Origin of the sequence: Streptomyces sp. NPDC050703 (assembly GCF_040654435.1) — a bacterium.
Lineage (GTDB): Bacteria > Actinomycetota > Actinomycetes > Streptomycetales > Streptomycetaceae > Streptomyces.
Map to the genome: position 1 here is coordinate 34784 of NZ_JBFAHX010000055.1, position 7172 is coordinate 41955.

At 73.0% G+C, this 7172-nt stretch carries 8 protein-coding genes; all 8 read right to left on the minus strand.

Translation table 11 applies throughout. The features are described 5' to 3' along the window. Position 1 precedes the first annotated feature (1 nt). Positions 2-787, minus strand: coding sequence for an ABC transporter ATP-binding protein (locus tag AB0I16_RS32080; protein ID WP_363253169.1), 786 nt, complete (start codon positions 785-787; stop codon positions 2-4). Continuing rightward, positions 784-1713 carry an iron chelate uptake ABC transporter family permease subunit gene (locus AB0I16_RS32085; RefSeq protein WP_363253179.1) on the minus strand — a complete coding sequence of 310 codons (930 nt, stop codon included), beginning with the start codon at positions 1711-1713 and terminating at the stop codon, positions 784-786. The genes AB0I16_RS32080 and AB0I16_RS32085 overlap by 4 nt, the downstream gene beginning before the upstream one ends. A gap of 80 nt (positions 1714-1793) precedes the next feature. Next, a complete protein-coding gene (locus AB0I16_RS32090) occupies positions 1794-2816 on the minus strand; it encodes an iron chelate uptake ABC transporter family permease subunit (protein ID WP_363253170.1) in 1023 nt (340 codons plus the stop codon). Continuing rightward, entirely contained in the window at positions 2813-3832 is a 1020-nt protein-coding gene (locus tag AB0I16_RS32095; protein ID WP_363253171.1) for an ABC transporter substrate-binding protein, read from the minus strand. Before AB0I16_RS32095 ends, AB0I16_RS32090 begins: the two co-directional genes overlap by 4 nt. 151 nt (positions 3833-3983) lie before the next feature. Further along, positions 3984-4832, minus strand: coding sequence for a siderophore-interacting protein (locus tag AB0I16_RS32100; protein ID WP_363253172.1), 849 nt, complete (start codon positions 4830-4832; stop codon positions 3984-3986). Beyond that, the gene (locus tag AB0I16_RS32105) at positions 4829-5068 is read right to left on the minus strand and encodes a phosphopantetheine-binding protein (RefSeq protein ID WP_363253173.1); all 240 of its coding nucleotides are present in this window, start codon (positions 5066-5068) and stop codon (positions 4829-4831) included. The genes AB0I16_RS32100 and AB0I16_RS32105 overlap by 4 nt, the downstream gene beginning before the upstream one ends. A gap of 297 nt (positions 5069-5365) precedes the next feature. After that, on the minus strand, positions 5366-5806 hold the full coding sequence (locus AB0I16_RS32110) for an OsmC family protein (protein ID WP_363253174.1): 441 nt from the start codon (positions 5804-5806) through the stop codon (positions 5366-5368). 377 nt (positions 5807-6183) lie between these two features. Next, positions 6184-7029, minus strand: a complete 846-nt coding sequence (locus AB0I16_RS32115) for an RNA polymerase sigma factor SigF (RefSeq protein ID WP_363253175.1) — start codon at positions 7027-7029, stop codon at positions 6184-6186. Positions 7030-7172: the final 143 nt, after the last annotated feature.

A 7172-nucleotide genomic window follows, 5' to 3' on the forward strand; every position in this document is an offset into this window, starting at 1 on the left:
GTCACTCTCCTTGCAGGGTGGGGACGACCATCGGCGTGTCCGTCACCGGGTCGGGGACGACGATGCTCGGCAGGTCGAACACGTCCTTGATCAGGGCGGCGTCCACCACGGCGGTGGGGTCGCCCTCGGCGACGATCCGGCCGTCCTTCATGGCCACCAGGTGGTCGGCGAAGCGGCACGCCTGGTTGATGTCGTGCAGTACGGCGATGACCGTGCGGCCCTCGTCGCGCAACTTGGCGAGCAGGCCGAGCAGTTGGTACTGGTGGGTGATGTCCAGGAACGACGTCGGCTCGTCCAGGAGCAGGTACGGGGTCTCCTGGGCGAGGACCATCGCCATCCACACCCGCTGGCGCTGACCGCCGGACAGTTCCTGGACGGGCCGGTCGCCCAGGTCGGCGACGCCGGCGGCCGCCATAGCGCCGGTGACGGCGTCCTCGTCGGCCGGCGACCACAGGGCCAGCATCGACTGGTGGGGGAAGCGTCCGCGGCCCACCAGTTGGCGGACCTTGATGTCGTCGGGGGCCAGCGGGTCCTGCGGCAGGAAACCGAGCTGCTTGGCCAGGGTCTTGGCGGGGTAGCCGCCGACCTCGCGGCCGTCGAGCCGCACCTGCCCCGACGTGGGGCGCAGCAGCCGCACGAGCGCGCGCAACAGGGTGGACTTGCCACACGCGTTGGGCCCCACGATGGCGGTGAACGCGCCGTCGGGCACATCCAGGCTCAGCCGTGTGGAGACCACCCGGTCTCCGTAGCGCAGGGTGATGTCCCGCGCGGTCAGGCGTGCGCTCACGCGCGCCTCACCTCCTTGGTCAGCAGCCAGATCAGGTAACAGCCGCCGATCGCGGTGCTCACCACGCCGACGGGGAGGGCGACGGGCGCGAGGAGCATCTGGGCGATCAGGTCGGCTCCTTGGAGCAGCACGGCGCCGGTCAGCGCGGCGGGCAGCAGCGGTACGCCGGCGGCGCCCGCGAGCCTGCGGCCGATCTGCGGGGCGGCGAGGGCGACGAACACGATGGGTCCGGTCACGGCGGTCACCGTGGCCGTGCAGCCGACGCCGACGAGGACCATGAGGAGCCGCAGCCGGTCGAGGCGGACCCCGGTGGACGAGGCGACCGCGTCACCGAGCGACGCCTGGTGCATGGCGTGCGCCCGGGTGGCCAGCACGACGAGGAGCACGCCGATCACGGCGAACGGGATGCCGAGGTCGTCCCAGCCGACACCGTTGAGCGAGCCCGCGCTCCAGCCGACGGCGGCGATCGCCACCTCCAGTTCGGCGCGGAGCACGATCCAGGAGTTGACGGCGGTCACCATCGCGTTGACGGCGATGCCGATCACCACCAGGCGGAGCCCGGAGAAGCCCTTGTCGAACGAGAGCAGGTAGATCGTGGCGGCCACGACGAGACCGCCCGCCACCGAGCCGACGGCCAGTTGGGCGGAGGTGCCCGACAGGACGGTGAGGGCGACCAGGGCGCCGGAGTAGGCGCCCGCGTCGAGGCCGATGACGTCGGGGCTGCCCATCGGGTTGCGGGTCAGGTTCTGGAAGATGGCCCCCGCGACGCCGAGCGCGGCGCCGAAGACCAGCGCGGCGAGGACGCGCGGGAGGCGCCAGTCCCGGATGACCACGGAGGGGTCGGCGCCGCTCAGCGCGGCGAACACCTCGCCGGGGCTCGACCAGGAGGCGCCGTAGCAGAGCCCGAGCAGGCCGAGGCCCAGCATCAGGGCGACGAGCACGGCGCCGAGTACGACGGTGCGGCGTTCGACCCTGATCCGGCCGCGCGCCAGCGGTACGAGCGCGGTCACAGAGATCCCTCCCCGAAGCGGCGGACGGCCCAGATGAGCATGGGTCCGCCGAGGAACGCGGTCACGATGGCCACCGGGACCTCGCCGGTGGGCAGCAGCACCCGGGAGCCGATGTCGGCGACGAGCAGCAGGATCGGGCCGAGGACCATCGAGTGGAGGACCAGCCGGGGCACCGAGCCAGCGGCGATCCTGCGGACGAGGTGCGGCACGATGAGGCCGACGAACAGGATGGGCCCCGCCACCGCCGTCGCCGCGCCGCTGAGCACGGTGATGAGGACGAGAGTGAGGGCGCGTACGCGGTTCACGTCGGCGCCCAGGGTGCGCGCCACGCTCTCGCCCATGGTCAGGGCGTTGAGCGCCCTGCTCAGCGCGAGGGCGCCCGCCAGGCACACCGCGATGGCGGTCAACGGCCAGGCGAGAGGCGCCTGTTCGCGGGCGGCGAGCGAGCCGACCGACCAGAACCGGTAGACGTCGAAGACGTCGGGGAGCATCAGCCGCATGCCCAGCGCGACGCCGGTGAGGACGGCGGTCAGGGCCACGCCGGTCAGGACGAGGCGCAGCGGCGAGCGGCGCCCGACGGCGGCGACGAGCACCGCCGCGAGGACCGAGCCGATGACCGCGCAGCCCAACTGGCCCGCCTGCCCGGCCGCGAAGCCGAGCCCGGAGCCGAGGGTGATGGCGAACCCGGCGCCGGCGGTGACGCCGAGGATGCCGGGCTCGGCCAGCGGGTTGCGGGCCAGCGTCTGGATCAGCGCGCCCGCCACCGCGAGGGCGGCGCCCACGGCGACGGCGAGCAGCGCGCGGGGCGCCCGGACGTCACGCACGATGACGTGGTCGTCGGTGCCCCGGTGGTCCAGCAGGGCGCGCACGACGTCGGCGGGCGGGATGGAGCGGGCGCCGACGCCGATGCTGATCACGGCGACCGCCGCGAGCAGCACGAGTCCGCCGATGAGCAGCCCTGCCTGGGGCATGCCCCGCTGTGTCTTCGCCGCTCCCGTCGTGCGGCCCGCGGTGGTCACGACTTCAGCAGCGGCGCGAACGACTCGTCGATCGCGTCCAGGGTCTGCATGGCCTGCCCGTAGGTCGCGGCCTCGGTGTAGCGGATCGGGAAGGTCTTCTTGGCCTTGACGGCCGGGAGGTTCTTCCACAGCTTGGAGTCCATGACGTACTTCACCGACTCGGGGACGCTGCCGTCGGCGTCGACCGAGTACGTGATGGCGTCGGCCTCGGCGAGCCCGTCGGGCAGCTCCTCCAGGGAGGGGTACTCACTGACCGCGCGCGAACCGGGTCCCGGCTTCTTGACCTTGCCGTAGTACTTCGCGCCGACGTCCTCGGCGATGTTGGTGCCCCACGAGCCGCCGAACTCCCGCTGGAAGGTGCCCTTGGCGACCTCTCCGTACGCGCCGATGTGACCGAGCTTCAGGTCGGGCAGCACGTTCCCGTACTTCTTCGCCAGGCCCGCGGCCTTGTCCTCGTACGCCTTCTGCGTGGCGTCGAACTTCTTGAGCGCGCCCGCGGCGTCGGCCTGCTTGCGGGACTGCTCGCGCCAGGCGGACGGCACGGTCGGGCCGATGGCGACGACGGGCGCGATGGACTTCAGCCGCTTCATGTCGATGTCGCCGAGGACCGGGGCCGGCACGCCGATGACGATGAGGTCGGGCTCGGCCTCGGCGATGGCCTCGTAGTTGGTCTCGGCGGCCTGCTCGCCCGCCACCTTGGCGAGCTTCTTGTAGGTGGCCAGGTCCTTCTTGCTCATCATCGGCTCGCCGCGCTTCCACGAGGAGACGCCGACGAGCGGCGCGCCCGCCTCGATCATGACGGGCACGGCGTAGCCGGTGGCGACCACGCGCTCGGGGTTCGCCGGGATCTTGATCTTGCCGTTGTCGGCGGCGAAGGTGCGGGTCTCGGCGTCCCCGGCCTTGTCCGAGCCGCCGTCGGACGACGAGCCGCAGCCGGTGACGACCAGGGCGAGCGTCACGGCGCCCGCCAGGACCGAGGATCTGCGGATGCGGAGGGGCATGCTGCGTGGGGACATGGGTGACTCCTTGATTTCGGGCGGGCCGGACGGGCGGACCGGCCTGTGGGTCCAGTGGGTCGGGCGGATCGGGGGGGGAGATCGGGGGGGGATCGGGCAGGGAAGAGCGGTGAGCGGGCGTCGGTCCGGGAGGGCGGGAGGGGGAAGCGGGTCAGTGGTCGTCGTCGAAGTCGGCGACGCCGCGCTTCCAGTAGCCGGTGATGTCGACGTCCGCCCTGTCCAGGCGCAGTTCGTCGCGGACCCAGCGGCGCAGGGGCCTGACCTGCCCGGCCTCCCCGGCGGCCCAGACGTACAGCCGCTCGCCCTCGGGCACGCTCACCGCGGTCACGGCCCGTGCGAGGGCGTCGCCGGTGCCGGGGGCTCCCTCGCCGCGGTGCAGCCAGCGCACCGTGAAGCCGTCGGGTGCGGAGAGTCCGATCTCCTGCGCGGCGTCGGCGACTTCGACGAACGCCCAGCCCTTGGCCGTGCGGGGCAGTTCCTCCAGCCATCGCGCGATGGCGGGCAGGGCCGTGATGTCGCCCGCGAGCAGGTAGCGGTCGTAGGTGTGCGGGACGATGAGGCCGCCGGGCGGACCGGCGAGGTGGATGACGTCGCCGGGCCGGGCCGCGGACGCCCAGTCGGAGGCGAGGCCGCCGTCGTGCGGGGCGATGTCGATGTCGATCTCCGCGGCGGCCGGGTCGTAGCGGCGGACGGTGTACTCCCGCGAGGCGGGCGAGGGCCGCGGCCAGCGCAGCATCGTCCCGATCCGCTCGGGCAGGCGCAGGGAGCCGTCGGGCTCGGGGAAGATCAGTTTGACGTGCTCGTCGGGGGCGTGGGCCTCGAAGCCCTCGGCGCCGGGGCCGCCGAGGGTCACGCGCAGCAGGCCGGAGCCGACCATGGCGGTGCGCACGACCTCGGTCTCGCGTACGTGGATCGGGTAGCCCACCTTCTCGGCGTGCCGGCCCGCGCGGACCTCGGCGATCCGCTCCAGGTGGCGGTGCCTGTGGTCCTCGCGCGTCATGCCTCACGGCCCGTCAGGAGCGCGGTCCAGTGGGCCAGTTCGGGGCGTTCGGCGAGGTCGGGGAACTCCACGGCGGCCGCGCCCGCCGCGCGCCAGCGCTCGATCAGCATCATGATGCGCACCGAGTCCAGACCGTGGTCGAGCAGGTTGTCGTCGGGCCCGAGTTCGGCGGGGTCGCAGTCGAGGAGCCCCGCGACGTCGGCGCGTATCCGCTCGGGCGACAGGGTCTGGTTCATCGGTGCTCCTGCGGGGGTTCGGCGCCGCCGGCGGAGTGACCCGGCGGCGAGGGGTGGTGGTCGCGGCGCCACGGCGCGGTGCGACGGGCTCGCACGTCTGCTCATGGCGTCGCGCGGGGAGTTCGGACGCGTGCGACGTGCGGGTGCCCTCGTCGCACGCGGCGACGAACAGCGCATTTCCCGCATCACGGGCCGCGTCCGCTCCCCTTTAGCTAGGCAAGGCTAACCTAACTAAATACGCGGAGCGCACGCAACCGATCACGCGGCGCCCTCCGCGTCACCCTTTCTCCCTGTGAGTCATCCGCCCATGAACAACATGGTTCCGTCGGGCCCAACGGCCTCGACGCGGGCGCCGTGTTCGACGGTGCGGCTGACCGTGCAGTACTTCTCGTGGGTCAGCCGGATGGCACGTTCGAGCGCTTCGGCGGCAGCCGTGTCCCCCTCGGGCAGGTCGAGTTCGTAGGAGACGCGGACCGCGCCCACCCGCCCGTCGTCCTCCGGCCGGGACACCGACTCGACGACGATGCGCAGACCGTCGTGGTCGACGGCGCGGGCGGTGCGGTCCACGACGAGCCCGCCGCAGCCGCCGAGCGCGGCGAGGAGCAGTTCGACGGGGGTGAAGGAGGGCTGGGCCCCGGGATCGTCGGCGGCGGCGACGCGGACCTCGGCGCCGCGGTCGTTGCGGGCGGTCCAGTCACGCTCGGCGTTGCGTACGGTTTCGATGCGGTAGTCGGCCATGCCGGAACCGTAACCACGACGGGGCCCCGCATCGCGCAGGCCGGTCCGAGCGGGCGGCCGGGGAGCCCGCGTGCCCCACACACGCGGACTCCCCGTTGTGCGCCCCTTCCCCCAGCGGCCGTCACCGGGAGCGAGCGGCGGCCGCGGGGTCGATTCTGCCGAGAACACGCACGGATCTCATCCCGCACCCGCGACTTTCGGTAACCTTGCGTGTTCAAGCAGTGGCGAGAAGTGACGGAAGGGGTGCCCCGGACGCGTTGGGGCGGCCCGCGGGGCGCGCGTCCGGCCCATACAAATACCGCCGGGTGGCGTGAACACCCCGCTCCCAGCCAGACCGGAACTGGGCGGCCCGGGGCCGCCCACGGGCCGGTCCGGCGTCAGTCGCGGGCCAGCAGGCCCTCGCGCAGCCGGGCCAGCGTGCGCGAGAGCAGCCGCGAGACGTGCATCTGCGAGATGCCGAGCGCGTCGCCTATCTCCGACTGGGTCATCTCCTGGCCGAAGCGCATCTCGATGATGCGGCGCTCCCGCTCCCCCAGGCCGGCCAGGAGCGGTGCCAGGGCGTGCAGGTGCTCGAAGACGTCGATGGCGGGGTCGGTGTCGCCCACGACGTCGGCGAGCGAGCGCCCGCCCCGGTACGTCTCGCCCTCCTCGGTCAGGCCCTGGGGGGCGTCCAGGGACCCGGCGGCGTAGCCGTTGGCGGCCATGATGCCCTCAAGCGCCTGCTCCTCGGTCACCGCCAGCTCGGCGGCCAGCTCCCTGACTGTGGGCTCGCGGCCGAGGGTGGAGGAGAGCCGCTCCTGGGCCGCGGCCAGCTCGGAGCGGAGCTCCTGCAGCCTGCGCGGTACGTGCACGGCCCAGCTGGTGTCCCGGAAGTAGCGCTTGATCTCCCCGAGGATGCAGGGGACGGCGAACGAGACGAACTCGGAGCCGCGGTCCACGTCGTACCGGTCGATGGCCTTGATCAGCCCGACCGTGCCGACCTGCACGATGTCCTCCAGGTGACCGTTGCCGCGGTTGCGGAACCGGCCGGCGACGTAGTGCACGAGCGAGAGGTTCATCTCGATCAGCGTGTCGCGCGCGTACCGGTACTCCGGCGAGCCCTCCGGCAGGTCCCCGAGCCGTTCGAAGAACAGCTTCGACAGCTCCCGCGCGTCCTTCGGGGCGACCTGGCCCGCCGCGTCGATCCGGGGCAGCTCACCGGGCCCGCCCCGCGTCGGCTCCACGGCCGCGCTCCCGGCGGACGCGGCGGCCCCGCCCCACGCCGGCGCGGCGGCCGAAAACCACTCCCAGGATAGAACGGGCATTTCGCCCGCGCGGCAGCCGGGCGCTCCGAACGCCCGGACCCCTACAAGAAGAGGATCGAAGT